At 61.8% G+C, this 24,342-nt stretch carries 27 protein-coding genes; 10 read left to right on the top strand and 17 right to left on the bottom strand.

What is annotated here, in order from left to right; genetic code table 11:
• Window positions 1-63: 63 nt before the first annotated feature.
• The gene (locus tag JYP46_RS17625) at window positions 64-966 is read right to left on the bottom strand and encodes a LysR family transcriptional regulator (protein WP_206543807.1); all 903 of its coding nucleotides are present in this window, start codon (window positions 964-966) and stop codon (window positions 64-66) included.
• 104 nt (window positions 967-1,070) lie between these two features.
• Here JYP46_RS17625 and JYP46_RS17620 point away from each other — a divergent pair, with 104 nt between their 5' ends.
• Complete coding sequence (locus tag JYP46_RS17620; protein ID WP_206548844.1) at window positions 1,071-2,195, top strand: FAD-dependent monooxygenase; 1,125 nt, start codon at window positions 1,071-1,073, stop codon at window positions 2,193-2,195.
• Window positions 2,196-2,421: 226 nt separating this feature from the next.
• On the opposite strand, the gene JYP46_RS17615 is transcribed toward JYP46_RS17620, so the two are convergent.
• From JYP46_RS17615 to JYP46_RS17595, 5 genes are all read right to left on the bottom strand, one after another.
• Entirely contained in the window at window positions 2,422-3,150 is a 729-nt protein-coding gene (locus JYP46_RS17615; RefSeq protein ID WP_206543809.1) for a class I SAM-dependent methyltransferase, read from the bottom strand.
• A gap of 225 nt (window positions 3,151-3,375) precedes the next feature.
• Window positions 3,376-3,978: a thioredoxin domain-containing protein gene (locus JYP46_RS17610; RefSeq protein ID WP_206543810.1), complete on the bottom strand. Its 603-nt coding sequence runs from the start codon at window positions 3,976-3,978 to the stop codon at window positions 3,376-3,378.
• Window positions 3,975-5,342, bottom strand: coding sequence for an ATP-binding protein (locus JYP46_RS17605; protein WP_206548843.1), 1,368 nt, complete (start codon window positions 5,340-5,342; stop codon window positions 3,975-3,977). Before JYP46_RS17605 ends, JYP46_RS17610 begins: the two co-directional genes overlap by 4 nt.
• The gene (locus tag JYP46_RS17600; protein WP_206548842.1) at window positions 5,339-6,004 is read right to left on the bottom strand and encodes a response regulator; all 666 of its coding nucleotides are present in this window, start codon (window positions 6,002-6,004) and stop codon (window positions 5,339-5,341) included. Before JYP46_RS17600 ends, JYP46_RS17605 begins: the two co-directional genes overlap by 4 nt.
• Before the next feature lie 45 nt (window positions 6,005-6,049).
• Window positions 6,050-6,838 (bottom strand): L,D-transpeptidase, encoded by a 789-nt coding sequence (locus tag JYP46_RS17595; RefSeq protein ID WP_224873519.1) that lies wholly within the window; start codon window positions 6,836-6,838, stop codon window positions 6,050-6,052.
• Between the two features lie 150 nt (window positions 6,839-6,988).
• Here JYP46_RS17595 and dsbD point away from each other — a divergent pair, with 150 nt between their 5' ends.
• From dsbD to JYP46_RS17580, 3 genes are read left to right on the top strand one after another with little or no spacing between them, the layout of a single operon-like run.
• Window positions 6,989-8,809 (top strand): protein-disulfide reductase DsbD, encoded by a 1,821-nt coding sequence (dsbD, locus tag JYP46_RS17590; protein ID WP_206548841.1) that lies wholly within the window; start codon window positions 6,989-6,991, stop codon window positions 8,807-8,809.
• Window positions 8,810-8,811: 2 nt separating this feature from the next.
• Window positions 8,812-9,639, top strand: coding sequence for a TlpA disulfide reductase family protein (locus JYP46_RS17585; RefSeq protein WP_206543814.1), 828 nt, complete (start codon window positions 8,812-8,814; stop codon window positions 9,637-9,639).
• Entirely contained in the window at window positions 9,636-10,232 is a 597-nt protein-coding gene (locus tag JYP46_RS17580; RefSeq protein ID WP_113155542.1) for a DsbA family protein, read from the top strand. The genes JYP46_RS17585 and JYP46_RS17580 overlap by 4 nt, the downstream gene beginning before the upstream one ends.
• Window positions 10,233-10,349: 117 nt before the next feature.
• Here the strand turns inward: JYP46_RS17580 and JYP46_RS17575 are convergent, their stop codons facing one another.
• Window positions 10,350-11,351: a glycoside hydrolase family 25 protein gene (locus JYP46_RS17575; RefSeq protein ID WP_113155543.1), complete on the bottom strand. Its 1,002-nt coding sequence runs from the start codon at window positions 11,349-11,351 to the stop codon at window positions 10,350-10,352.
• 249 nt (window positions 11,352-11,600) lie between these two features.
• On the opposite strand from JYP46_RS17575, the gene JYP46_RS17570 reads away from it, so the two are divergent.
• Window positions 11,601-12,752, top strand: a complete 1,152-nt coding sequence (locus JYP46_RS17570) for a GGDEF domain-containing protein (protein WP_206543816.1) — start codon at window positions 11,601-11,603, stop codon at window positions 12,750-12,752.
• 483 nt (window positions 12,753-13,235) lie between these two features.
• Here the strand turns inward: JYP46_RS17570 and JYP46_RS17565 are convergent, their stop codons facing one another.
• The gene (locus JYP46_RS17565) at window positions 13,236-13,700 is read right to left on the bottom strand and encodes an aminoacyl-tRNA deacylase (RefSeq protein WP_113155545.1); all 465 of its coding nucleotides are present in this window, start codon (window positions 13,698-13,700) and stop codon (window positions 13,236-13,238) included.
• A gap of 490 nt (window positions 13,701-14,190) precedes the next feature.
• On the opposite strand from JYP46_RS17565, the gene JYP46_RS17560 reads away from it, so the two are divergent.
• Complete coding sequence (locus JYP46_RS17560; protein ID WP_236042258.1) at window positions 14,191-14,904, top strand: L,D-transpeptidase; 714 nt, start codon at window positions 14,191-14,193, stop codon at window positions 14,902-14,904.
• A 206-nt stretch (window positions 14,905-15,110) separates the two neighbouring features.
• Here JYP46_RS17560 and JYP46_RS17555 read toward each other — a convergent pair whose 3' ends face one another.
• Complete coding sequence (locus tag JYP46_RS17555) at window positions 15,111-16,160, bottom strand: aldo/keto reductase (RefSeq protein WP_113155546.1); 1,050 nt, start codon at window positions 16,158-16,160, stop codon at window positions 15,111-15,113.
• Window positions 16,161-16,370: 210 nt separating this feature from the next.
• Here JYP46_RS17555 and JYP46_RS17550 point away from each other — a divergent pair, with 210 nt between their 5' ends.
• Complete coding sequence (locus JYP46_RS17550; protein ID WP_206548839.1) at window positions 16,371-17,150, top strand: META domain-containing protein; 780 nt, start codon at window positions 16,371-16,373, stop codon at window positions 17,148-17,150.
• A 19-nt stretch (window positions 17,151-17,169) separates the two neighbouring features.
• Here the strand turns inward: JYP46_RS17550 and JYP46_RS17545 are convergent, their stop codons facing one another.
• From JYP46_RS17545 to JYP46_RS17515, 7 genes are all read right to left on the bottom strand, one after another.
• Entirely contained in the window at window positions 17,170-18,744 is a 1,575-nt protein-coding gene (locus JYP46_RS17545) for a trimethylamine methyltransferase family protein (RefSeq protein WP_206548838.1), read from the bottom strand.
• A gap of 155 nt (window positions 18,745-18,899) precedes the next feature.
• Complete coding sequence (locus tag JYP46_RS17540; RefSeq protein WP_113156357.1) at window positions 18,900-19,325, bottom strand: hypothetical protein; 426 nt, start codon at window positions 19,323-19,325, stop codon at window positions 18,900-18,902.
• 17 nt (window positions 19,326-19,342) lie between these two features.
• Window positions 19,343-19,729 carry a hypothetical protein gene (locus tag JYP46_RS17535; RefSeq protein ID WP_206543820.1) on the bottom strand — a complete coding sequence of 129 codons (387 nt, stop codon included), beginning with the start codon at window positions 19,727-19,729 and terminating at the stop codon, window positions 19,343-19,345.
• A gap of 8 nt (window positions 19,730-19,737) precedes the next feature.
• A complete protein-coding gene (locus JYP46_RS17530) occupies window positions 19,738-20,196 on the bottom strand; it encodes a hypothetical protein (RefSeq protein WP_206548837.1) in 459 nt (152 codons plus the stop codon).
• Window positions 20,197-20,301: 105 nt separating this feature from the next.
• Window positions 20,302-20,754 carry a hypothetical protein gene (locus tag JYP46_RS17525; protein ID WP_222474228.1) on the bottom strand — a complete coding sequence of 151 codons (453 nt, stop codon included), beginning with the start codon at window positions 20,752-20,754 and terminating at the stop codon, window positions 20,302-20,304.
• Entirely contained in the window at window positions 20,721-21,107 is a 387-nt protein-coding gene (locus tag JYP46_RS17520; protein ID WP_206543821.1) for a hypothetical protein, read from the bottom strand. The genes JYP46_RS17525 and JYP46_RS17520 overlap by 34 nt, the downstream gene beginning before the upstream one ends.
• Window positions 21,108-21,116: 9 nt before the next feature.
• Window positions 21,117-21,590, bottom strand: a complete 474-nt coding sequence (locus tag JYP46_RS17515) for a hypothetical protein (protein ID WP_222474227.1) — start codon at window positions 21,588-21,590, stop codon at window positions 21,117-21,119.
• Between the two features lie 335 nt (window positions 21,591-21,925).
• Between JYP46_RS17515 and JYP46_RS17510 the strand changes: the two genes are divergently transcribed.
• On the top strand, window positions 21,926-22,624 hold the full coding sequence (locus JYP46_RS17510; protein ID WP_113155551.1) for a corrinoid protein: 699 nt from the start codon (window positions 21,926-21,928) through the stop codon (window positions 22,622-22,624).
• Window positions 22,625-22,655: 31 nt separating this feature from the next.
• On the opposite strand, the gene JYP46_RS17505 is transcribed toward JYP46_RS17510, so the two are convergent.
• Window positions 22,656-22,814: an entericidin domain-containing protein gene (locus JYP46_RS17505; protein ID WP_113155552.1), complete on the bottom strand. Its 159-nt coding sequence runs from the start codon at window positions 22,812-22,814 to the stop codon at window positions 22,656-22,658.
• Window positions 22,815-22,863: 49 nt separating this feature from the next.
• Between JYP46_RS17505 and JYP46_RS17500 the strand changes: the two genes are divergently transcribed.
• Both JYP46_RS17500 and JYP46_RS17495 read left to right on the top strand, forming a co-directional pair.
• Window positions 22,864-23,514: a DUF1638 domain-containing protein gene (locus JYP46_RS17500; protein WP_206548836.1), complete on the top strand. Its 651-nt coding sequence runs from the start codon at window positions 22,864-22,866 to the stop codon at window positions 23,512-23,514.
• Between the two features lie 68 nt (window positions 23,515-23,582).
• Entirely contained in the window at window positions 23,583-24,212 is a 630-nt protein-coding gene (locus JYP46_RS17495) for a DUF4893 domain-containing protein (protein ID WP_206548835.1), read from the top strand.
• The last annotated feature ends 130 nt before the right edge of the window (window positions 24,213-24,342 follow it).

The following is a 24,342-nucleotide window of genomic DNA, read 5'->3' as shown; positions in this document are numbered from 1 at the left end:
AGAACCAGAGAAAATCCGGGTCATCGGCCCGGATTTTTTCGTTTCAGGCGCTATCGGAAGCCTTCATTCGACCGGCCCCGCAGAGAACTCAGCGAGCGCCGATTGAAGGTGCTCCAGGAACGCCTTCACCCTGACCTGCGGATATTTTCTGCCTGAGTAAAACCCATAAAGCACCAGATCCTCTGGCGCGGGCTCGAGATCAATTTTGATGAGGGAGCCGGCATCGATGTCTGACTGACAGGCATGAAGGGGCAAAACGGCAAAACCCAGTCCTTTCAGCGCCGCCGCCCGCGCCATCTGGCCGCTGTTCACCCTGTAGCTGGATCGCACCTGAACGGTCTGCTCCTGTTTGAAACGCCAGGGCATTCCCTGAAGCACCGACATGCTCGTGATACACGGGGCCCTGCTCAACGCCTCCAGCGATTGCGGCGCCGGGTATCGCTCCAGAAGCTCTGGCGCAGCCACCACACAGCTCGGCCAGCGCAGGATCTCCCTTGCAACCCAGCCGGAATTCTCCAGCGGCCCGCGTCCAAAGCGCAACACCAGATCGAACCCTTCCAGCAATCCATCCGTCGGGTCCAGCCGGGTGTCACAGCTGAGCTGTATCTGCGGATGCCGAACGCAGAAATCCGCGAGAATTTCGGCCATGAACGGGAGGTCCGGCGTGATGATCCGCAGGTGACCGGACAGGGAATCCCCGAACAGGGACACCTCTTCCAGCGCATCATCCATCGCTTGCGTGAGCGGTGTCATGGACCGGTAAAGCTGCTTGCCTGCCGCCGTCGGGATCATCTTCCGCGTCGTGCGTTCCAGCAAACGAACATTGAGCTGCCGCTCCAGCAAGGCGACATGCCGGCTGACATTGGATGTCGGCAACTGAAGCTGCTCCGCCGCCAGCTTGAAGCTCAGCTTGTCATAGACCGCCTGGAAGCAGAGCAACCACTGAAGTTCGATTTTTTCCAGCATCCATTCGCCCAAATAACGGGATTAACAAAGCAACAAAGCCAGATTTATCGCCAATCAGGAGCTCGATACAAGCTGCATCAGATTTCTTGATCAGGAGAGAGCGGATGACCAGTGCAAAGCGAATTGCCATCGTGGGCGCCGGTGTCGCCGGTATGGCGCTCGCCATTTTCGCCACCAGACAAGGCCATCAGGTAAGCCTTTTTGAGCGTGGCAGCGCGGTTTCCTCAATGGGAGCCGGGGTCACCCTGTGGCCGAATGCCGTCTTCGTTATGGAGCAGATGGAGCTGGCAGACGCCATCAAACGCAAGGGCGGCACACCCCGCTTCATGCGCCAGTTCGATCAGCACGGCATCCAGAAGGCCGAATTCGATATCCTGGAAGTGAACAGGCTGTGCGGCTTCCCAAGCGTGACCATATTGCGTCGTGATCTCATGCGCATTCTGGCCGGGGCGTTGCATGCACTGGGCGTCGACATCAAGTTCAATCGCACAATTGCCGCGCAGGATATCGAGGGGCTCAGGACGCAGTATGATCTCGTCGTCGGCGCAGATGGCCGCATAAACTCGGCGGTGCGTCAGGCGATCCATGCAGAAGACGTGCTCCCCCGTTATCAGGGTTTCATCAACATTATCGGCATCAGCCAGCCGGAGCGTGGCGTCATCGATGCCGCCATTCACGATTTCTGCGGGGCGGGAGAACGTTTCGGCATCGTCCCTGTTGGTGATGGTCTGTGTTTCTGGGCAGCCGCGTGGCGCACCCCGATCGACAGGACGCGGCCGTTGCCCGTCTGGTACGATGAGATGGACCAGCGTTTTCGGGACTGGCCCGGCCCGGTCCGGAATGTGCTGCAATCGCGTGACGAAACATCGCTCAATCGCATCTTCGTCCATGACCTCGATCCCCTGCCCCATTGGCATCGGGACAATGTCCTGATCATCGGGGATGCAGCCCACGCTCCCCTGCCCACTTCCGGCCAGGGCGCCTGTCAGGCGCTGGAAGACGCGTGGCATCTTTCCAGAATGCTGGAAGAACATGATCGTCTGGAGACAGCGCTTTCGCGTTTTTATGAGACGCGCATCGTGAAGACGTCTGCGGCGCAGTCTGCAGGGCGACAGGTCGCACAGCGAATTTTTGGAGACCAGTCGAAGTCCAGTCCCCCTGCCCCCGGGTTCTCCGCCGGGCAGTTAAGCCGTCTCTGGATGCAGGGTCTCGAAAAGGGATCAGGGTAATCGCAAATGGGCAATCAGCCTCATCGCCCTGATCGTAATTCCGGGGCTTCTGCTCGATTGCATATTCGCAGGCCATCCGAAGCCCGGCCATGTGTCAGCTTATCTTCTGGGCGCGGCTTTCGCCATGGCGTTTGCTGTCCATGGACACAGGGCACCGCGCCCGCGCCCCAGAGAAAACAGGCGGGAAACCCCGCCTCTTTCAGCCTAAAGCAGCCCCTGCCCGCCCTCACCGCCCCGCCGAAACCAGCAGCATCATCGGCCGCTCCAGCTCCTCGGCCAGATCCGGCATTTCCGCGATCTGCGCCCTGGTCGGGGCGAATTCCCTGATCTCACGCAGCGCAAACCCTGCGCCGACAAGCGTGTTCAGCGTCGTCGCCATGGTGCGGTGATATTTGAGCACGCCGCTTGCGAACCAGTCCGTTCGCCGCTCCCCCTCCAGCGCGTAGCAATTGACCGGCCAGGTCTTGTGCCCGTCCTCTTCCGGCAGCCAGCGCGGCTGTGTGGCGGCCATGAAGATCGGATGCTCGATGGTGAACACGAATTGCGCACCCGGCGTCAGCGCCGCATGGATCATCCGGACCAGCCGGTCAAAATCCCGGATATAGTGGAAGGTCAGCGCGCTGAAGGCGAAGTCGAACGCGCCCTGCGGCAGTTCCAGCGTTTCCAGATCGGCAATGCGGTATTCGATGGCCGCATCATTCGTGTCGGCGCGCGCGCGCTCGATCATGTTCTGCGAGACATCGAGGCCAAGAACGCTCCGCGCCCCGGCCTCGCGCAGATAGCGGGACGCCCAGCCAAACCCGCATCCCAGATCAACCACCCGCCGATCCGTCATATCCGGCAGCATGGCCTTGATGGCCGGCCATTCCGGCGCGCCCGCCAGACCATGCACCTGCCTGGGCAGCTGGCTGTAGCCTTCGAAGAACTCCGGGTTGTCGTAGATGTTCTGTGCCATTGAAAGTCTCCATTCCTTGAAAAAGAACGGGGCGCAGCTTCACGCACAAAACCCCGTCCGCACTGCGGCGAGGTTGCAGGATCATGGACCGCGTCTGGTTGTCAGCGTGTCTTAAACCCCGGCATCTCGCCTGAAGAGATGCCGGCCATCCGGGAAACGATGTGGGTGTCCTGTTCGATCATGACGCCATATTCTCCGCCATGGCGGATCTGTCAAGCTGCGGCCTCAGCGCCCGGAGCGCGCCAGCGCCACCGCTTCCACGATCTCGTCCGCGCTCATCGGCCGGCGATAGAGCCGGTTGCCGATCAGGAAACTCGGCGTTCCGGCAAGCTTGAGCGCCTTTGCATGGGCCTCGTTTCGGCCAATCAGCGCATCGATTGCCTTCAGATGCACATCCAGCATGTCACGCACCGCGCCCGCGTCCGCCCCCACGCTGCGCAGCGCATCGTCCACCTTGCCATGCGTCAGCCCGCCCTCAATGGCGATCACTTCATTATGCGCCGCCTCATAGACGCCCAGCGCCGCCGATGCATGCACCATGCGCGAGGCATACCACGCCACATCGCCATTGATCGGCCAGTCTTTCATCACCAGCCGCAGATTGCCGTCAGAGCGCACGATCTCCTTCAGCGCCGGGTGGATCGCCTTGCAGGAGGGGCAGAGATAATCGAAGAACTCCGCAATGGTCACATCGCCCGCCGGATTGCCCAGCGCCTGAAGCGCCGGGTCGCGCACCATGTCATTCAGGCTGGGCGCGGCGCGTGCCGCCAGCGGCGCAACCGCCAGCGCGCCGGAGGCTCCAGCCAGAAAGAAACGTCGGGAAATCATGCAGCCGCCTCCGCCTTTCGCACGGTCAGAATGGCGCGCAGACCACCACCGTCGCGGTTTTCGAGCGCCAGCGTTCCGCCCATGCGCGCCATCGCCGCCTGTGCAATGGCAAGCCCCAGCCCGCTGCCGGTTGCCGAGCGGTTTCGCCCGCGCACGAATTTCTCCACCACCTGCGAAAGCTCTGCCTCGGGAATGCCCGGACCGCGATCTTCCACCACAACGCGTACGCCATCATTCGCCTCGTCCACCCGGCACACCACGCCCGTGGTCTCCGGCGCATGGTTCAGCGCGTTCTCGATCAGGTTGCGCAGCGCCAGCGAGAGGAAATGCGGCTCGACAAGCACCCTGTCCGCGCCTTCGCCATCCGCCTCCACGCTCAGCCGCGCCGCGCCCTGCGGCAACGGCAGCTCCGCCGCCACACTGCGCATCAGCGCCCGCGCGCTCACGGGTTGCAGGGTCGGCTCACTGTCATTCGCCTCAAGTGCGGTCAGGTCGAGAAGCTGCTTCACAAGCCGGCTCGTTCGATCCACGCCCATGGTGATCTGCCGCAACGCATTGGCGTGCACGGTCGGGTCATCGCTCGCCAGCGCAATCTGCGCCTGCGTTTTCACGCCGGCCAGCGGCGTTTTCAGTTCATGAGCGGCAAAAGCCGTAAAGCTGCGTTCGCGGTCGCGCGCATCTTCCACCCGCTTGAAAAGTCCGTTCAGCGCGTTCACCGCCGGCGCAATCTCCTTCGGCAGACTGGCCGCCTCCAGCGGGCGCAGATCATTGGCCGCGCGCGTCGAAAGCGTTTCGGCCATGTCGCTCAGGGGCGAAAGGCCGCGGCGCACCGAAACGAGAATGACCCCGGCCAGAAACGGCAGGATCAGAAGCGCCGGCACCACCAGCCCCTTGATCACATCGCTCACCAGGCTGTCGCGGATCTGGAGGCTGTCGCCAACCATCACCCGCACGCCCAGAACCTCGTTTTCCACGGTGAACACGCGCCAGCGCTCGCCACCCACTTCGGTCTCTGAAAACCCGTCCTGAATTTCCGTCAGCTGGGCTTCCGGCGCATTTTCCGAGCGCCCCACAAGGCTGCCTTCCAGCGTCCAGATCTGGCAGGAGAGCTGGCGTTCATAGGGGCGATTGCTGAGTTCGAACTCCCCCATCGCCTTGCGGGCGGCATTTTCCTCCAGCCCCACCTCGATACGGTGGTCGGAAAGGAGCGAATTGACCATCCGCGCCGCTTCCATCAGCCGCGCATCCAGCACCCGCTCCACCTCGGCCTGCGTGCTGAGATAGATCCAGCCGACCGCGAGCAGCCACACGAGCCCGGTCGAGCCCATGAGGATCAGGATCAGCCGTGCGCGGATGGATCTCATGCGCCCGTCTCCCGGAGCCGGTAGCCAACCCCGCGCACGGTTTTGATGAAATCGGAGCCAAGCTTGGAGCGCAGCTTGTGGATGTGCACCTCCACGGCGTTGCTCTCCACCTCTTCCTGCCAGCCATAGATCGTTTCTTCGAGCGCCGGCTTGGAAAGGATGCTTTCCGGCCGCTCCATCAGCGCCGCCAGAAGCGCGAATTCGCGCCGCGTCAGGATCACCGGATCACCGTCGCGGGTCACCGACTGGTTTGCCGGATCGAGCGTCACCCCGCCCCATGCAAGCGTTGCGCTGGAGCGCCCCTTGCCCCGGCGCACCGCCGCGCGCACACGCGCCGACAATTCGTCCAGATCAAAGGGCTTTCCCACATAGTCGTCTGCACCGGCGTCCAGCCCGGCAATCCGGTCGGGAACCTGATCGCGCGCCGTCAGAAGAACCACCGGCGTGGCGTCACCCCGCCGGCGCAGATCCGAAAGCACGTCGAGGCCAGAGCCATCCGGCAGCATCAGATCGAGTACGACCCCTTCATAGGCCTGTGCGCTGAGCGCGGCGAAAGCATCCTCGCAGGTGGCCACGGCATCGACCGCAAAGCCGGCAAGCCCCAGCCCCACGGTCAGCCCGTCCAGAAGCAGCGGATCGTCTTCAACCACCAAAAGTCGCATCGCACGCGTCTCATTCGATCAAGCATTCAGACCCGAAGGCCCGCATCAGGTCACCAGAAGATGTTCCATCTTCGGATCGGGAATGACAACAATCGGGCTGCCGTCCCTTACATTATCGTGCAGGTGAATCACATCCTGGTTGATCAGACGGATACAGCCGGACGAAACCGCCTTGCCGATGCTCCACGGCTCCGGCGTGCCATGAATGCGGTAAAGCGTGTCCTTGCCGTTCAGATGGATATAGTGCGAGCGTGCGCCAAGAGGATTGCGCAGGCCCGGCGGCATGCCGCCATTGGCGATGCTGTAGGGCTCCAGTTCCGGCCGCCGCGCCACCATCTCGTTCGGCGGCGTCCAGCGCGGCCATTCACGGCGATAGGCCATGATCGCACGCCCCGCCCAGGAGAAGCCGTCGCGTCCGACGCCAATGCCATAGCGCGTCGCGCGGTTCGGTCCCGTCACGTGGTAAAGATACCTGTTCGGCGTATCCACGATCAGCGTGCCCTTGCGCTCGCTGGTGGGATAATCCACATCCTTGCGCCACCAGCGCTCTTCCAGATGGCTGACATCCACTTCGGGAATGGGAAAACGCTCATTCGGCATGGCGTAATACATCGGTGGAACGACGCGCCTGGGCTTGGGCGGCTCAACCACTTTGGGAGCCTCGGGCCTTGGCGTCGCAACGCAGCCCGAAACCGCCAGCGCGCTTAACCCGGCCAGAAAGCCACGCCGCCCCAACCGTCCTGAACCGACAGAGTGTCCATCGTCGATATGTTCCTCGTCCGGTCGGTCGGACGCCCGCATCCGGGCGCTCATGCCCGTGCGAAAATGCGCCATGCTGAAAACTCCTTGCTGCATTGAGCTGTTTGCCGTCTGCCCAAACAACACCCACCTTAAGGCTGCCTTAAGTTGAGGCATTCAATTCGCTCTCCAGCATCCCGCCATGAGGGTACGAACCCGGCGGTCCACACAATTTGAAGTGACAGAATGAAGACGATCCTGATCGCGCTTGTGGCTTTCCTGTCCGTCAGCCTTGCGCCCGCCCCCGCCTCGGCCCAGACCGCAAAACCGCTGCCGGTCGAAGACGCCTTCACCCTTGAGGTCACCCGCACCCAGGACGGCACGCTTGCCCTCAACTGGCAGATCGCCGAAGGCTATTATCTTTATCGCGATCACATCGGCGCTTCGCAAAACGGCGCGGAACTGCCACTGGAAACCAGCCCCGGCATCCGCAAGGACGATCCCACATTCGGCCTCTCCGAAGTCTATTACGATGCGGCGAGCGCACACTTAGCCGAACAGGTCTTCGGCACATTCGACGTCACGTTTCAGGGCTGTCAGGATGGCGGCATCTGCTATGCACCGGAAAACCGGCAGGTAAACGCCCTGTCGCTTGCCGTCACCACGCCGGCGGCCCCGCAGGCCGCAGCGCCCGTGGAATGGGTCACGGAAGAAGCGCCGGCCACCGCATCACCCGCCGCCCCCGCAACCAGTGAAGACACCGGCTTCGCGCTTGCCGAAGATGACGGGCTCATCCAGTCGCTGCTCGGTCGCGGCGGCGTTCTGCTCGTTCTGGTCAGCTTCCCGCTCTTTGGCCTGCTTCTCGCCTTCACCCCTTGCGTCTTCCCCATGTATCCCATCATGGCCGGCGCACTGGCGCGCGAGGGCGACCGGCTCACCGCCTGGCGCGGCTTCGAGCTTTCCTCGATCTATGTGATCGCGCTCGCCTCGGCCTTCGCGCTTCTGGGCGCTGCCGCCGGCTGGTCCGGGCAGAACCTGCAGCTCGTTCTGCAGTCGCCTGTCACGATCGGCATTCTGTCCGCGCTCTTCGCGGTTCTGGCGCTTTCCATGTTCGGCCTGTTTGAGCTGCAATTGCCCACCGCATGGACAAGCTGGGTGGCAAACCGCACGGGCGGCGTCGGCGGCTCACGCCGCTCGGCGGCCATTCTCGGCTTCTCGTCCGCCCTCATCGTCGGCCCCTGCGTCACCGTTCCGCTTGCCGGCGCACTCCTCTACATCGCCCAGACCGCCGATGTGGCGCTGGGGGCGGCAGCCCTTTTCGGCCTTGGCATCGGCAAGGGCATCCCGCTCATCATCATGGGCACGCTTGGCGGCAAGGCCCTGCCGCGCGCCGGCGCATGGATGGAAAGCGTCAAGCGCGTGTTCGGCTTCGGCTTCCTGGCCACCGCCATCTGGACGGCGACACCCCTCCTGCCCGCCGGCCTCGATCTCGCGCTCTGGTCAGCCCTTCTCATCGCCATCGCAAGCTTCGCCTTCAGCGCGAAGATCGCCGAAACGACGCCGCTCGCCGCCGTCCGCTCGGTTGGCGCGCTGTCGCTCATCTACGGCATCATCCTGATGCTGGGCGCGGCGTCCGGCGGCACCGATCCGCTCAAGCCGCTGGCCCAGATCGCCCAGCGCAGCGAGGCATCCGCCCCCGCCCGCGAACTCACCTTTGGACAAACCGGCTCGATCCCCGAGCTCAAAGCGCAGCTCGCCAGCGCCGGCGATGCGCCCACCCTCGTCTATTTCACCGCCGACTGGTGCGTCACCTGCCGCGTCATCGAGCGCTCGGTCCTGCCGGATGCCGGCGTGATCGAGGGTCTCGACGGTTTCCAGCTCATCAAGGCCGACCTGTCTGACTTCAACGACGAGAACGCAGCTCTCATGAAAGCCCTTGAAGTGGCAGGCCCGCCCACCATGCTCTTCTTCGATCCCGCAGGCCGCGAGGTCGCCGGCACCCGCCTCGTCGGCTCCGTCACGGTGGAAAACCTGACCGGCTCGGCCAAAACCGCAGAGGCGCTCTGATCATGAATGCCGTATCTCTCGGGCCGCTCGTGCTTGCGGCAGACCGCTTCGCGGTCGTACTCGCCATCTTCGTCTTCCTCATCGTCACCGGCATCATGGCCCGCAAGGTAGACGAACGCTTCAACGCCTGGTCCTGGTGGGCGTTTCTCGGCGGCATCATCGGCGCGCGCCTCGGCCATGTGCTCATCAACATGGAAAGTTTTGTGGCCGATCCGCTGCGCATTTTCGCGGTTTGGCAGGGCGGCTTCTACTGGCCAACGGGTGCAGCCGCCGTCATCGTCAGCCTGCTCGTCATGCTGCCCACAGGCCGCCAGCGCCTCTGGGCGGTCCTGCCGCTCGCCCTCTCCCTCATCGTCTGGAACACGACATGGCAGCTCACCGGCGGCACCGACCCGCTCGCCGTCCCGGATCAGGCCTTTGAAACGCTGGAGGGCAATGGCTACCGCCTCGAAGAGCACAAGGGCACGCCGCAGGTGGTCAATCTGTGGGCGACGTGGTGCCCGCCCTGCCGGCGTGAAATGCCCATGATGGCCGACATCGCCGCCTCGACGGACGACGTCACCTTCGTCTTCGCCAATCAGGGCGAAGGCCGCACCGCCATCCAGCGCTATCTCGCCGCCTCCGGCCTCTCGCTCGACACGATACTTGTCGACCAGTTCAGCGATCTGTCGCGCTTCTACAGCGCCCCCGGACTGCCCGCCACGCTGTTCATCGACGCCGACGGCGTCCTGCAACACGCACATCTGGGCGAAATCTCACGCGAGGTGCTCGTCGAAAAGATCGAGGACCTCAAAACCAGCATCAGCCCATCAGGAGACACAAGGCCATGATGAACCGCCGTACCCTGCTCGTCGCCGGCGCAGCGACGCTCGTCACCGCCGCCGGTCCGGCCCGCGCCCAGCTTTACCCGACCGTCGAAGAGGTTCTGTTCGACCCCGAAATCCCGGTCATCGGCAATCCGGATGGCGACGTAACCATCGCCGAGTTCTTCGATTACCAGTGCCCCTATTGCAAACGCGGCCACCCCGACCTGCTCGACGTGGTGCGTGAAGACGGCAATGTCCGGCTGGTGATGAAGGACTGGCCCATTTTCGGCGGCCCGTCCGTCCATGCGGCAAGCCTCGTCCTCGCCGCCGGCCCGGATTATGAAGCCGTCCACAACGCGCTGATGGCCACGCCCGGACGACTGACGCAGGACGAGGTCGACGAGACGCTTGCCGCCGCCGGCCATGACCCGGAAAAACTCCTGTCGAACTTCAAGAAGGACCGCCAACGCATTGAAGGGATTCTCTCCCGCAACATGGAGCAGGCCAATGCGTTCGGCTTCAACGGAACGCCGGCATTCCTCTTCAACACCAAGATCCAGTATGGCGCGATGCGCCGCAACGACATTGTTGCCGCCATTGCCGAGGCCCGTGGCTAAAGCAATTCCGCCAAAAACGGGAACCGGTTTTGCGTCCAAAATTGCGCAAAACAAAACACCGCAAAAGAAAGGGGGGCGTAAAGCCCCCCGAACAAGCGGTCATTTCCGTACAGGCGGTCAGCCCGCCACCTTCCCGACCCAGCGCCACCAGGCGCTTTCATTGCCGTGGAAGACGTTCAGGTCGATCTTGCCGTCAACGCCCTGGCTCAGGCCCGATCCCGAATACTGCCAGAACACCCAGTCACGGCCCGGATAGACCTTCGAGGGATGTTCGGCCACGGCGCGCAGCCAGAACGGATGGTTCGGGAACGCGCCCTTCAGATTGTCCTCATAGAAATCCGGAGCGGTGTAGATGACAGGCCGCTGGCCGTAATGGCGCTCCAGCCGGTCGAGGAAGACCTTCATCTTCTCCAGAACTTCGGCACGCGAGGGCTTCCATTTGCAGCTCGACTGGTGGTTCCACTCCACATCTAGAACCGGCGGCAGCGCGCCCTTCACCTTGGGCACATTGCGAATGAACCACTCGGCCTGGTCAGACGCCTTCCGGCACCAGAAGAAGAAGTGATAGGCGCCCCGGCGAATGCCCGCCTTCGCGGCCCCGTTCCAGTTCGTCTTGAACATCGGGTCGATATGATCGATGCCGTCGGTCGCCTTGATGTAAGCGAAATTCGCGCCACGCGAGCGCAGCTTCACCCAGTCGATGTCGCCCTGCCAGCGCGAAACATCGACGCCATGCACCGCATGATGCTTGGGCGTCACCTTGCCGAAATTGATCGGATGCGCATCCCCGAACCGGCTGCGATACACCTTGCCGGAAGAAGAGCTTTTGGGCCGCACGGAGGGTGCCGGCATCGGCGTGATCATCGCCACCTGCTGCAGTGCAGGCGCGGAAACCCGGTCCGGCTCGGCAATCGCCATCATGCCCGCTTCGCTCGCAGGCTCGGCCATCACATCGGCGCTCCCCGCCCCGGGGACACCGACGCCGGGCCGCACAATGGAGCTCGTCACCTCGTTCGAGGGCGGGTCAATCTTGAGCGCTGTATCGATACTGGGGCCACCGGTGCAACCGGCAAGGCCAAGGGTCAGAACGACAGGTCGAAGGAACGCGGGAAGACGCATATACGATCTGCATGGGTTCGAGGGATCTGGTTCCCCGACGTCTTTCGCCGGGGGAATAGCCAGTATTAGCTTCAACTTACCAATAAAGTTTGAATCAAGCCGTTAACCACGCTGCAAGGATGTCGGCCCACCTCCGTCCCCATGCGCCGCCCTATCCACAAGCTGGCAAATAAAAACCGCAGATTGAAACCTGCCGTTAGGCTGCGAGACGTTACACCGCCCGCTGCACAGGAAAACGGGCGCGCGGTTTTGAACAATTTCACGCTATTTGCGGCAAACGCGATTGTCGTTCTGGTCATGGCTTCGGTGTTCTTCATCGCCGGTCGGGCGCGGCGCGAGCCCTATTGGGACACATGGGGCGTCGCCAATCTCGTGATCTGTCTCGCGCTTCTTTGCTATATGGCCGGCGCCCATCTGCCCGACGCGCTGCGCGGCGCACTGCCCAACGGGCTTCTCGTGCTGGGCATCAGCCTGCGCTGGCGCGCCGCGCGCCAGTTTGAAAACAGGCACGCCCCGCTGGCGCTCTTCTTCCTGCCGCTTGCGCTCTTCCTTGTCTTGAGCGCGGCGCCCCTTGCCGCAGGCTCCTACCCCGCCTTCCATATGGTCACGAACGTCATTCAGACAGCCATCGCCCTGGCTTGCGCCTATGAGTTCTGGCGCGACAACGATGACAAAAGCCTGTCGCGCAAGGGGCTGATCCTCGCCTACGGCATTCTCGCAGCCACATTCATCATCCGCTTCGCACAGGCGTTGCTCGTCGGCGATGGGTTCGTGCGCCAGATGTCCCTCGACACGATCCTGACCATCCAGCTTTACGTCGCCCTCTTCCACTTTCTGGCTTCAAGCGCCTTTGCGCTTACCCTCGCCTATGAACGCGATGCGCAGAAGCTGCATCACCTCGCTTCGCATGACGGCCTGACCGGCCTCCTGAACCGCCGCGCCTTCGAAGCCGAGGCCCGCAGCTTTCTGGAGCGCAATCCCGAGCAGCCCTTCGCGCTTGCGATCTTCGACCTCGACCATTTCAAGCAGATCAACGATCAGCACGGCCATGCCACGGGTGACCGAACTCTTGAGGCCTGCGCAGAGGCGTTTCGTCAAACCTTCGAGCAGTCCGCGATCATCGCGCGCTGGGGTGGCGAGGAGTTTGTCGCCCTCCTGCCCGACCTCTCACCCGTGGAGGCCGCACTCGCCGTCGACAGGCTCCGCGCCAATGTGGCAGCCATAGCGGTGCCCACCCAAAACGGCGTCATGCACCCATCCCTGAGCGCCGGTCTTTGCTACAGCAACGCGAAGCGCACGCGCGATCTGGAAACGCTTCTCTCCGTCGCCGACAGTGGCCTTTACGCCGCCAAGAAGCGTGGCCGCAACCGGGTCGAACAGGTGGCCGTCACGGCCGCCTGACCCACAGAACGGGGATAGATTCCGCGCATCATCCCCGCACATCCCATAAAGACCGGTCATCGCTTCCCGTTTCGGGGCGCGTTTTCTCCCCTCCCGTTCAAACAGGCTTATCCTTCTCCCTGCCCATCTCGTGGGAAAGCAGGTCGCGACGGTGATCTCGCGGAGATGGGACGGTGCCCGGGCCGGTCGCATAACGTGTGTGGTCGCTGCTAGCGGGCGGCTGGTCCGGCAAAGGGTCGTGCGCAAGCACGGTCTGGTGCGATGGCCCGCCCCAGGGCGAAGCCTGAACACCCGGTTCCAGGGCGATCCCTGTCGGAAGTTGTCAAGAGCCGGGCGGGTGGCTGAAGGGTCGCACGTTTTACAATAAAGATGAGCGTCGCTTCAGCCGCCCGTCTTCCCCTTCTCCAGCCAAACCCCGGCGCAGGCGCGGGAGCGTTTCCGCACGCCTGCACTCCACCTGGAAACTGGCAACCGGCAAAGGTTCTAGCTGCTGATATGCGCCCTTGGCATTCCATACATCAACTGCTCGAACCCCTGCCGCGTCACATGCACCAGCGTGCGATGATCGCCGCCCTCGAAATAGACGTCGTCATCGGCATCGAGCGCTTCATCAATCATGCATGCGATGCGGTATGGCGCACCAAACACGGGAACCGCACCCTCATCGCAATCGGGAAACAGCGCCGCCGTTTCCTCCTCGCTTGCGAGCACGACCTTCTCACCCAGAATGTCGGCCACCTTGCCGAGATCGACCTGCCTGGAGGCCGGCACCACGGCCAGCAGATAGCTGTCATCCCATTTGAGCACCACGCCCTTGGCCATTTCGCGGCCCGGAATGTGGCTCACCCGCGCCGTCATGGCAGAGCTTGCCGTGCGGTTGTGTCTGGCCACGTCATAGGGCACGTGGCTGTCTTCCAGAAATTCATGCATCGTCATGGCGATACCCATGGTCCCGTTCCTTTCCTGCCTTCGGGCCGGCAGCGGATGCAGACATGGATTGCGCATCGGCCCTGCCCGGTTTCTGACCCATCGGTCAGCCGGCGCGTCGGGCGCGGTTCTGGATATGCGGACAAGGGCGGCGTCATACCGCCGCTTGCGAAAGCCAGCGCCGCGCCAAACCGTCGTCCGGTCGCCTGCTGGTCTCTCATGCTTCAAGAATACACCCGTCATGCCCGTTGGAAAAGCGCCATGGCCCGGCACACCGCTTTTCGGGCGGGCGCAACCTTACGCAGCGTCACTGTGGGAAAAATGCCTCACCCCGCAATCAGAATGGCCAGTCCCACTACGATTCACGCGACATTCGGGCACGATCGCCGGGATTTGCCACAATTTATCAAGAACCGGGTGGCAAGTGCCCCGCAACGCCTCCGCGCAGCCGCGCCTTCGGGGCGAAAGACATCAAAAACCGACCGGTATTTTACACTTAAGGAGAGTTTCCTTGTTCCACACCACTGTTGCACGCGCAGCCAATCGCGGCGCGCGGGTGTTCCTGCTGTTGCTTCTGCCCGCCTTCGCGGCGGCATGCACCACCACCGGCAGCGGGCCCGGCACCTCTGCAAACGCCCCATGGCCAATGCTCTCCTATTATCAGGACATGTATGGCGAGATCGAAGACAACGGCATCGTCATCCCTGCGGTGGACGTGACCAAGATCGACCGCCAGTATCTGCGCCAGATGGTCGACTACCCGACCAGCGAGCCCGTGGGCACGATTGTCATCGATCCGGGCAACCGCTTCCTCTACCTGGTCATGGAAAACGGCAAGGCCATGCGCTACGGCATCGGCGTTGCCAAGGCCGGCCTCGAATACGAAGGCGATGGCGTGATCGGCCGCAAGGCCGAATGGCCGAACTGGGCCCCCACCCTCGCCATGATCGAGCGCGAGCCGGAGCGCTATCGTCCGCTGGCAGCCGGCATGCTGGGCGGCCTCACCAACCCGCTCGGTTCGCGCGCCCTCTACCTCTACAAGGATGGCAAGGACACGCTCTACCGCATCCACGGCACCACCGAGCCGTGGTCCATCGGCAAGTCGGTGTCCTCGGGCTGTATCCGCCTGCTGAACCACGACATCATGGATCTCTACAAGCGCGTTCCACGCGGCGCCCGCATGGTTGTGCTGGGCGCAGGCCAGCCGCAGCCCGGCACGGTCTGAACCTTACGGCGCGACAGACAGACAAAAACCCCTGCCATGTTGCCACACGGCAGGGGTTTTTCGTTGTTTCACATCAACTGCGGCAACACCGCAACCGACATTATCTAAAGCAATTCCAGGAAAAGTGGAAACCGGTTTTCCGTCCGGAATTGTGCAAAATCAGTACATTAGAGCGTTTTCGTGATTCAACGAAAAGCGGAAACGCTCTAGGGGCTGGGATTGCCGATTTTCTGATGCAGATCATCAACGGCAGTCTGCATTTCCTCGGTCCAGCGCACATCGAGCGCATCAAGCGCCTCTTCGAGCTGCTCCATCTTGGTCGCGCCGATGATGTTCGACGTCATGAAGGGGCGCGAATTGACGAAGGCATGCGCAAAAGCGGCCGGCGTCAACCCGAACGCGCGCGCCATGGTGTTGTAAGCCTTGACCGCATCCTGTGCGCCAAGCTTCTCATAGCGTTTGAGACGGTCAAACAGCGCCTTGCGCGACCCTTCCGGCAGCGCGCCATCGTCGTATTTCCCGGTCAGATAGCCCTGCGCCAGCGGCGAATAGGCAAGCAGGCCCACTTCTTCGCGCTGGCAGGTTTCGGCAAGGTTCACCTCATAGGTGCGGTTGACCAGGCTATAGGCGTTCTGGAGCGAAACCACACGCGGACCAACGCCCTTGTCGGCTTCGGCGACGTAGCGCATCACGCCCCAGGAGCTTTCGTTCGACAGACCGAAATGGCGGATCTTGCCAGCCTTCACCAGATCGTCGAACACGGCCAGCGTCTCTGCAATCGGCGTCTCGTCGGCCAACGGCTCGTTCAACGCGGTCACCCGTGTGGGGTTGGAACCGAAAGGGTTTTCCCGGTCCGGCCAGTGGATCTGATAGAGGTCGATATAGTCCGTCTGAAGCCGCGCAAGCGACTTGTCGATGGCGTCCATGATATCGGCGCGAACGAGCTTCGACGGACGGTCGCCGCGAAACCATTCATTGTCGGTGCGGCCGATCACCTTGGAGGCGATGATGAGCTGATCGCGGTTGCCCCGCTCTTTCATCCATGTGCCCACATAGCGCTCGGTGCGCCCCTGCGTCTCGGCTTTGGGCGGGATGGGATAGAGTTCCGCCATGTCGAGGAAATTCACACCACGCTCGACGGCGCGGTCCATCTGTTCGTGGCCTTCTGCCTCGGTGTTCTGTTCGCCAAAGGTCATCGTGCCCAGGCAAATCTGCGAAACAAGGAGGTCGCTGCGTCCAAGACGGCGCTTTTCCATCAAAAGTCTCCGGATGCTGAAATCTGGCGCGAACGCGCCAATGCCGGCATCATAAGGCCGTTCAGTGGGCGCGCAAGCATCCGCGCGCAAAGCAGGACGCATTCGCGCCGCTATCAACGCAATCACGTCACAATACAGTGCAAAACAATTGCTCATCCGGAATGTCGGCTAGAGTACCCCGTCGACAACACGTTCAAATTCGAGGTTTCCATGTCCTTTCAACGCCGTTCGGTTCTTCTTGGCCTTGCTCTTCTGTCCACCACGATCTGGAGCGCACCGTCCTTCGCACAGGAGGAGAGCATGCTGAAAATCACCGGTGAGCTGACCTATTTCGCGCGGATCGCGCTGCCGGAAGACGCCCTCGCTATCGTCGAGCTGCGCGAGGCTGATGCAGACGCTTCGCAGTCGGTCGCAGCGGAGACGCGCATTGCAACGGAAGGCCGGCAGGTGCCGATCCCCTTCGCGCTTTCGGTCGACCGGGAAACGCTCGACAAGGACGGAACCTATCAGCTGCGCGGCGGCATTCTTGATGGCCTCCAGCCCGGCTGGATCTCCGAGCCCGTCACCATCGACATTGCCCAGACCGAGATCGATCTGGGCACGCTGATCATGAAGCCCTACGAGGCCCCGGCCCCGTTCGGCGTTATCGGCATGGACAAGATCACGGGCACCGAATGGGTGGTCGAAGACATTGATGGCGGCGGCATCATCGACAGTTCAAATGTCACGGTGACCTTCGGCGAAGATGGCCGGGTCGCCGGCAACGCCTCGTGCAATCGCTACACGGCCGGATGGGAAGAAGACAATGGCAGGCTGACCATCAGCCAGGCCGCGTCGACCCGCATGGCCTGCGCGGAAGCGCTGATGAATCAGGAACAGAAATTCCTGGAGATTCTCGCAGACGTCACCTTCTTCACCATGACGCCTGAGGGCGCACTCGTCCTCCAGACTGTCGACGGGCGCACGCTCAAGGCCTTCCCGGCCGGCTGATTTCCGATGCCCGGTGCGCTCAGGTGAAGGCGTCGGGCATCGATTCCTTGCGCCGGGCGATGAAGTCCAGAAGCCCCTCCTCGATGCCCGCATCGAGCGGGGGCGCTTCATAGGCTTCCAGCCAGCTGCGGGCGAGCTGGTTCGCCCGCTGATGCGCTGCTTTCTCGCCTTCCGCCGCCCACTGTTCATAGGAATTGTTGTCGGCGATGGAAGAGCGGTAGAAAGCGGTCTGGAAATTGGCCTGGGTGTGGGCGCATCCAAGATAATGGCTGCCCGGCCCCACTTCGCGAATGGCGTCCATGGCCTGCCCGTTTTCCGAAACATCCAGCGGTTCGCAAAAGCGTTGCTGCATGCCCAGCTGGTCGATGTCCATCATGAATTTCTCATAGGACGACACCAGCCCGCCCTCCAGCCAGCCAGCGGCGTGGAGCACGAAATTGGTGCCCGACATAACGGTCGAGTTCAGCGTATTCGCGCTCTCATAGGCAGCCTGCGCGTCGGGGATCTTGGACCCCGTCAGCGAACCACCCGTACGGAACGGCAATCCCAGCCGGCGGGCGAGCTGTGCTGCGCCATAGGAAACAAGTGAGGGTTCCGGCGTGCCAAAGGTCGGCGCGCCCGACTGCATGGAAATGGACGAGGCGAAGGTGCCGAACAGAACCGGCGCGCCGGGGCGCACCAGCTGCGTGAAGGCTGCGCCGGCCATGACCTCGGCCAGAACCTGCGTCAGCGTGCCGATCACGGTTACCGGGCTCATGGCGCCGGCCAGAATGAAGGGCGTGACGATGCAGGCCTGATTGGCCCGCGCATAAACCTTGGCCGCGCCCAGCATGGTCTCGTCAAACACCATGGGCGAATTGGCGTTGATCAGGTTGATCACCACCGCATTCTCATCGACGAACTTCTCGCCGAACAGGATGCGGGCCATGGACACCGTGTCCTCGGCGCGATCCGGCGCTGTTACCGAGCCCATGAAGGGCTTGTCGGAGTAGCGCATATGCGCAAACACCATGTCGAGATGCCGCTTGTTGACCGGCACATCGACCGGTTCGCAGACAGTGCCGCCCGAATGATGAATGGACGGCGCCATATAGGCGAGCTTCACGAAATTGCGGAAATCCTCAATCGTCGCATAACGGCGCGCGCCATCGAGATCGCGCACGAAAGGCGGGCCATAGACCGGCGCGAATACGGTGGTGTTGCCGCCAATCTCGACCGAGCGCTCGGGATTGCGTGCATGCTGGGTGAAGGTGGAAGGCGCGGTTTTCAGGAGCGCGCGGCAGAGCCCTTTGGGGAAATGCACCCGGTCGCCACGCACATCCGCACCTGCCTCCTTCCACATGGAGAGCGCCTCGGGATCGTCGCGAAACTCGATGCCAATCTCTTCGAGAACCGTATCGGCATTGGCCTCGATCAAGGCCAGCGCTTCTTCGTCCAGAACCTCGAAGGGCCTGAGCGTGCGGCGAATATAGGTCAGCTGCGGCCCGGGCCCTGCACCGGCTCTCGCCGCCCTGCGGGCCGCCGCACCACCGCGCTCGCCACGCCCTGCCCGTCCACGACGTGGCCGATCCTGTGCTTCGTCGTCTCCAGCCATCACCGTCATCCCACAAGCTCCCTGTCAGGGGTCCTCAAGCAATCGTGCTAACACAAGCCTAGCGTTTGCAGCATGGACTTCCATTCCGCAAGCGGCACGCGGTGTCGCAACTGGTCTGCCGGTCGCAGGGCATGGCTTGTGGACGTCAGGGCGCATCATCTTTGCCCGGCATCGGTCCAGCCCCCGCTTTCCGACCAGTCTGCCCGGTCTGCGGGCTGGTGACCGATCATCCGCGGATCAAGCCCCTGTTCCAGAAGCTTGACCTCAAGCTGCAATCGCCGCAGTTCGAGTTGATAGAGCCGGTCGCAATTGAGACGCTTCGGCCGTTCGCCCAGGGGAATGACCAACCGGCCATAAGCCGACAGCGATTTGTCGGGCGAGTTCAGGGAATCGCTGATGACGCCCGTATCGAAATAGCTTCCGCCACTGGATATCGATGAGTGACACGTCGTGCCGTCGGCCGCGCGAACTTCGTCATATCCATTGGGTGAGACGACCCCCGGCAGGGCGAAACCACTGTGGTTCTGCCTGACGGCATAGACCTGCTCGCTTGCTCTGGCTCCACCCGCTAGAGAGGCCATGCAGACGGCCAAACCGATCACAGCCGGTGTGCAATGAACTTTCCGCATATCTGTGCCTTCATACCAAGATGAGCTTCGGGAAACGGGATGCTTTCCGTGCATATCCGCACGCGACGTTCGCGCTCGCCTTCGAAATTGACCACAACAACAACCGGACGCGACTGTTTTGCTCCGAGCGTAAAAGTCTGAGGCGTCACGCGTGCTTTCACGGGCCGGAATTCGGCATCGTAAACGCGCACGGCGACGTCGATCCGGTGGCTGTAAGGGTTTTGCGGATAAACGCGGACGGCAAAGCTGTCCGTATAGCTACGGACCACACCGCGCATGGGAGACATTGACTGCGAAAATGCAGGTGGCGTCGATGCGGCGAGAGCGGCACCGAACATCATGACAAACCGGAGCATGGCCGTGCCTACTCGCAAACGACCGTGACAAAGGTTTCGTATTTTCCCTTGTGAAAGATCGACTTCTGAGAGACTGCGCGCAGGTTTACAACGACATTTGTCACGCCCATTTCCAGCGGGGTCTTCGTCGCCCCTGAAACACTGGAAGTCGTTGTTCCACCGCTGGTTTTATAGCTGGAAGTGAATGTCGCAGACGCATCACCAGCGGGCGCGGTGGTGAAGTTCTTCGGGTTGCGCAGATTGACCTTGAAACCAGACGAGGTGGTGTAAATGGCGGCAACACCGGCGCGACCGCCAGACGCTGCAGAATCGAGCGCATAGAAGCCATCGCGCGCCAGTTTGCCTGGGGTCTGAAACTCCACGCTGCATGTATCATCGATCACTGCTTTGAACGGAATATTGGCCTCCAATGCAGAGGCAGATGTTGAATAGGATAATAATAACAATAATGAAAATAAATACTTCACTTTAAACCTCATTTGAAAAATAAATATAGAATTACTCAAACAAAAGAGATCGTCAAATGAAATAAAGGAACATTGCATATCTGCTTTAAAGTAGGCAGGCGCTTTTCAGCGCCTGCCCTTGTTGGTCCAGGAGGCGTCGCTCGCCCAACTGCCCGATGACCGGGAACTCATGCGCGGGTCCAGCCCCTGCCGCATGAGCTGAACCTCAAGCTCCAGCCGCTCAATCTCCAGCTGATAAAGCCGGTCGCAGTTAAGGCGCGTCGGCCTTTCTCCCAAGGGCACAACGAGACGGCCATAGGCCGATACGTTGTCATTCGCGCCGCCAATGACGCCGGAATCGAGATACGCACCGGAACCGGACATGGAAGCGCGACAGGTGGTGCCATCTGCGGCACGCACTTCGTCAAACCCGTTTGGCATCGTGACGCCCGGCAGGGTCACGCCTGTCTGGTTCTGATTGATGATGTACTGATCCTCTGCATGGCTGGCGGCCGCACCAGCCAGCAGGAAACACAGGGCCACGCTCAATTGGCGCGGTAAGCGATGAAGCGTCCACATATCTGGGCTCTAATCCTCGTTTTCTGATCGGGAAAGGGAATGCTCTCCGTGCAAATCCGCACGCGTCTGGTTCTGCTCTCGCCGAAATCGACGGAGACCAGAACAGGACGCGACACATCGCTCCCCAGCATCATTTTCGAGGGTACGACCTTCGCCGCAATCGGTCGGAAATCCTCGTCATAGACCCGCACCGCCACCTCAATGCGATGGCGGTACGGATTGTGCGGGCGAACCCGCACGGCGAAGCTGTCGGAGAAGCTTCTGATCTCCCCGCGCATCGGTGTCATGGATTGTGCTGCGGCAGGCGTGACCGTCGCCAGAACGACGATCGCCGCGACAAACTTCGCCATCATGGCTGCCTCCTACTCGCAGGTGATCGTGACGTCGGCGATGTAGGTGCCGACGGCAAAGATCCCCGTGGACTTCGTCGCCGTGAGGTCGACGCTAGCCATCGTGAGGCCCGTTGAAAGTGGGGTCAAAGTTGGACCAGGAATATCCGTCACGCTGGTCGCGCCCGTCGTCGTATACTTGGATGCAAAAGTTACATGAGCATTGCCGGTCGGCGGCGCCGAGGAAAATGCGGTCGGCGCCGTGGTCGACAAGGAGTATCCCGCGCCCGTCGCCAGAACGGATGCGCGACCGGCTATGCCGCCGCTCAAATCGGAACTCAAGACGGTAAAATCACCGCTGATACCCAGGGTTCCCGGAGAATCCACCGTAATGACACAGGTGGAATTAACCTCTCCACGGAACGGGATAATGCCACTGGCGGCAAAGGCGATGGATGGTGAAGCAAGCACCGTGAGAACGGCACCCGCCACAAGGGACATACGCATATGCGACTCCTACTTGATACGCGTGGGCCGCCCCTTGAAGAAACACTACCATGGGAAGCATTTTAGAAAAGAAGAATGTAATCTAAAGTTGCATTTATTCCTGATCATGGTTAACAGTTTTATCGCCTTCCGAACCCGCGAACGCGCGCCATCCGAAGCGGGGGAAAGATACCAGCCGCCCCTCCCCCGTCGCTTTCCCTGCGCTGCAGGTCGCAAATCAGCCATGGGAACCGGCAGATCGCGCCCTATTCTCCTTTGAGACGCATGTTTGCGAGCAATCCGGAGCGCGGAACGGGAAGCCCTGCCCGCGCAATGTGAGCAGCGGGAGCCAGAGAATGTCCGACGACGAGATCATCCTGTCCGAGCTTGCGGACGACGAACTCGTGCAGCAGATGCATGACGACCTCTATGACGGGCTCAGGGAGGAGATCGAAGAAGGCACGCGCATTCTTCTGGACCGGGGCTGGAAGCCCTATGAGGTTCTGACCGAGGCGCTGGTCGAAGGCATGCGGATCGTCGGCGAGGATTTCCGCGACGGCATTCTGTTCGTTCCCGAAGTGCTTTTGTCAGCCAATGCCATGAAAGCTGGCATGGCGATCCTGAGGCCCCTTCTGGCCGAAACCGGCGCACCCAAACAGGGCAAGATGGTGATCGGCACCGTGAAGGGCGACATTCACGACATCGGCAAGAACCTCGTCAGCATGATGATGGAGGGCGCGGGCTTCGACGTGATCGACATCGGCATCAACAACCCGGTCGAGAACTATCTGGCGGCAATCGAAGAGCACCAGCCCGACATTGTCGGCATGTCGGCGCTGCTGACGACGACCATGCCCTATATGAAGGTCGTGATCGACACGATGAAGGAAAAGGGCATCCGCGACAATTACATCGTTCTGGTGGGCGGAGCGCCGCTCAACGAGGAATTTGGCCAGGCCGTGGGCGCGGACGCCTATTGCCGCGATGCGGCGGTGACGGTGGAAACCGCCAAGGAACTGATCAGGCGCAAGCACAATCTGACGGCCGGCGCCTGACCTTCTTCAGGGCCGGGCGGTGCCCGAAATGTCAGTTGGCGGCGCGCACGACATTGCGACCGGCATTCTGGGTCGCATCGACCGCATTCGCCGTATCCTGACCGACGCCGCGGATCGTGTTGGCGCAGCCGGCTGCAGAGCCTGCGACCAGAACGAGGATCGCCAGACGGGAAAGAGTGGAAAGTTTCATGGTTTATCTCCCTCACGGATAGACCGCCCGAACAGACTGGGCCGCCACGATGAATGAACGCGCAAAACCGGAAAAAGTTCTCAGCCCCGCGAAAGTTCCCGTCCCGGAGCGCGTTCTTGTCATCGCCTGCGGAATGATTGCGCGCGAAATCCTTGCGGTGCGCGACCGCTACGGCTTCGACCATCTGGAACTCACCTGCCTGCCGGCGGAATTTCACTACCGTCCCGAGCGCATCGCGCCTGCCATGGACAAAGCCATCCGGGAGGCGCGTGCGCAGGGCTATCGCCACATTTTCGCGGGCTATGCCGATTGCGGCACGGGCGGCGGGCTCGACCGGGTTTGCGAAAAGCATGGGGTGGAACGCATAGAAGGCCCGCACTGCTTCGCCTTCTACCAGGGGCTTTCCCGCTTTGAAGCGGTTGCCGAGGCGGACATGCTCTCCTTCTACATGACGGATTTTCTCTGCCGCCAGTTCGACGCGTTCTTCATGAAGCCGATGGGGCTCGACCGGCACCCGGAGCTCATTCAGGACTTTTTCGGCAATTATCAAAAGCTTGTCTACCTGGCGCAAACGGAAGATCCTGCGCTTGAGGCCGTGGCGCAGAAGGCGGCGCGCCTGCTTGGCCTCGCCTATGAAAAGCGGCAAACCGGGTATGGCGACCTGCCGGCAGCCCTGGCAGGAGCGCTGAAAAACCACTGACGCTTCGGAAACCGCCATGAAATGGTTACATTGGCGGTGCTTTGCTGACCTGCGTTCCGGAGAAACTCATGCACCGTCTCATCACCATTTCACTGGCGCTCGGCCTCATGGCCGGCGCGGCCAATGCCCAGTCGCTGGTTCAGGAGAAACTCGACATGGAGCGGGCCGGTTTTGAGAAAGACTCGGTCGTACAGAAGATCACCTATCGTGATGCGGCGCGGCTTGATGCCTACGAGCGGATGCGCGGCGAGGCTTTCAAACAGGCCAGAGCCGGCGGCGCGGCAGAAGACATCGCGCTACTCGACGAGATCGACGGGCGGCAGAAGCGCTCCTTTCAGGGGCTCGACCTCTCCGGCGCGTGGCAATGCCGCACCATCAAGACCGGGGGGCTTGCGCCACTCATCGTCTATGGCTGGTTCGGGTGCGAGGTCAGCGATGACGGATCGGGCTGGTTCTTTGAGAAGCTGACCGGATCACAGCTGACGGACGGACATTTTTTCGACGATGGCGATTCGCGCATGATCTATCTCGGCGTCTTTTCGGTGAGTGGCGACCAACCGCCCGCCTATGGCGCAGGGCGCGACACCGATCAGGTGGGCTATGTTTTCCGCGACGGCGAAGCGCAATGGCGCATTGAATTTCCAGCGCCGGAGCGAGAATCCATCCTCGACATCATGGAAATTCGACGGGCGCAATAACATATCGGATGGGGGCGGAAGCTTGCAGCCATTGTCATGAAGGCTTAACGGCATTCGAACAAGACTGTTTGACGTCCCCTTTGGGATTCGCAGGGCGGGCAAGACGAGTACGATGAAAGCTGAGGGAACG

Origin of the sequence: Nitratireductor aquimarinus (assembly GCF_017255295.1) — a bacterium.
Classification (GTDB): Bacteria; Pseudomonadota; Alphaproteobacteria; order Rhizobiales; family Rhizobiaceae; genus Nitratireductor; species Nitratireductor aquimarinus.
Note: the sequence above shows the minus strand (reverse complement) of the source record. Positions and strands in the feature narration are given on the sequence as shown.

Bases quoted from the DNA above. Each gene is read 5' to 3' on its own strand.
- JYP46_RS17520 (WP_206543821.1), bottom strand. From the start codon at position 21,107: ATGATGGCGAAGTTTGTCGCGGCGATCGTCGTTCTGGCGACGGTCACG.
- JYP46_RS17610 (WP_206543810.1), bottom strand. From the start codon at position 3,978: ATGATTTCCCGACGTTTCTTTCTGGCTGGAGCCTCCGGCGCGCTGGCG.
- JYP46_RS17515 (WP_222474227.1), bottom strand. From the start codon at position 21,590: ATGCGTATGTCCCTTGTGGCGGGTGCCGTTCTCACGGTGCTTGCTTCA.
- JYP46_RS17595 (WP_224873519.1), bottom strand. From the start codon at position 6,838: ATGGCGCATTTTCGCACGGGCATGAGCGCCCGGATGCGGGCGTCCGAC.
- JYP46_RS17525 (WP_222474228.1), bottom strand. From the start codon at position 20,754: ATGTGGACGCTTCATCGCTTACCGCGCCAATTGAGCGTGGCCCTGTGT.
- JYP46_RS17600 (WP_206548842.1), bottom strand. From the start codon at position 6,004: ATGCGACTTTTGGTGGTTGAAGACGATCCGCTGCTTCTGGACGGGCTG.
- JYP46_RS17550 (WP_206548839.1), top strand. From the start codon at position 16,371: ATGTCCTTTCAACGCCGTTCGGTTCTTCTTGGCCTTGCTCTTCTGTCC.
- JYP46_RS17615 (WP_206543809.1), bottom strand. From the start codon at position 3,150: ATGGCACAGAACATCTACGACAACCCGGAGTTCTTCGAAGGCTACAGC.
- dsbD (WP_206548841.1), top strand. From the start codon at position 6,989: ATGAAGACGATCCTGATCGCGCTTGTGGCTTTCCTGTCCGTCAGCCTT.
- JYP46_RS17620 (WP_206548844.1), top strand. From the start codon at position 1,071: ATGACCAGTGCAAAGCGAATTGCCATCGTGGGCGCCGGTGTCGCCGGT.
- JYP46_RS17500 (WP_206548836.1), top strand. From the start codon at position 22,864: ATGAATGAACGCGCAAAACCGGAAAAAGTTCTCAGCCCCGCGAAAGTT.
- JYP46_RS17495 (WP_206548835.1), top strand. From the start codon at position 23,583: ATGCACCGTCTCATCACCATTTCACTGGCGCTCGGCCTCATGGCCGGC.
- JYP46_RS17575 (WP_113155543.1), bottom strand. From the start codon at position 11,351: ATGCGTCTTCCCGCGTTCCTTCGACCTGTCGTTCTGACCCTTGGCCTT.
- JYP46_RS17565 (WP_113155545.1), bottom strand. From the start codon at position 13,700: ATGGGTATCGCCATGACGATGCATGAATTTCTGGAAGACAGCCACGTG.
- JYP46_RS17535 (WP_206543820.1), bottom strand. From the start codon at position 19,729: ATGCTCCGGTTTGTCATGATGTTCGGTGCCGCTCTCGCCGCATCGACG.
- JYP46_RS17605 (WP_206548843.1), bottom strand. From the start codon at position 5,342: ATGAGATCCATCCGCGCACGGCTGATCCTGATCCTCATGGGCTCGACC.
- JYP46_RS17555 (WP_113155546.1), bottom strand. From the start codon at position 16,160: ATGGAAAAGCGCCGTCTTGGACGCAGCGACCTCCTTGTTTCGCAGATT.
- JYP46_RS17505 (WP_113155552.1), bottom strand. From the start codon at position 22,814: ATGAAACTTTCCACTCTTTCCCGTCTGGCGATCCTCGTTCTGGTCGCA.
- JYP46_RS17580 (WP_113155542.1), top strand. From the start codon at position 9,636: ATGATGAACCGCCGTACCCTGCTCGTCGCCGGCGCAGCGACGCTCGTC.
- JYP46_RS17625 (WP_206543807.1), bottom strand. From the start codon at position 966: ATGCTGGAAAAAATCGAACTTCAGTGGTTGCTCTGCTTCCAGGCGGTC.
- JYP46_RS17510 (WP_113155551.1), top strand. From the start codon at position 21,926: ATGTCCGACGACGAGATCATCCTGTCCGAGCTTGCGGACGACGAACTC.
- JYP46_RS17585 (WP_206543814.1), top strand. From the start codon at position 8,812: ATGAATGCCGTATCTCTCGGGCCGCTCGTGCTTGCGGCAGACCGCTTC.
- JYP46_RS17545 (WP_206548838.1), bottom strand. From the start codon at position 18,744: ATGGCTGGAGACGACGAAGCACAGGATCGGCCACGTCGTGGACGGGCA.
- JYP46_RS17540 (WP_113156357.1), bottom strand. From the start codon at position 19,325: ATGGCCTCTCTAGCGGGTGGAGCCAGAGCAAGCGAGCAGGTCTATGCC.